The following is a 239-nucleotide window of genomic DNA, read 5'->3' on the forward strand; positions in this document are numbered from 1 at the left end:
TCTGCTTGACTTCTTCCATAACAACGTATGTCCGTGTGTCATTGACGCCAGGCAGACGCAGCAGGGTTTCCCCCAGCAACTTACGGTAGGCTGACATATCCAGCACGCGTGTTTTCAACAGGTAGTCGAAATCACCGGATACTAAATGACACTCCTGAATTTCTTCAAGTTTTTGTACAGCGGTATTGAATTGTTCAAACACATCCGGTGCGCCACGATTCAGAGTAATCTCAACGAAT

1 protein-coding gene is annotated in these 239 nt (G+C 46.4%); it reads right to left on the bottom strand.

All coding sequences use genetic code 11. The annotated features are described in order from the left end of the window. On the bottom strand, window positions 1-239 hold a 239-nt coding region (locus VJI94_RS08790), incomplete at both ends, for an Lrp/AsnC ligand binding domain-containing protein (RefSeq protein ID WP_324009099.1).

The sequence above is a fragment of the Parvimonas sp. D9 genome (assembly GCF_035282565.1).
Classification (GTDB): domain Bacteria; phylum Bacillota; class Clostridia; order Tissierellales; family Peptoniphilaceae; genus Parvimonas; species Parvimonas micra.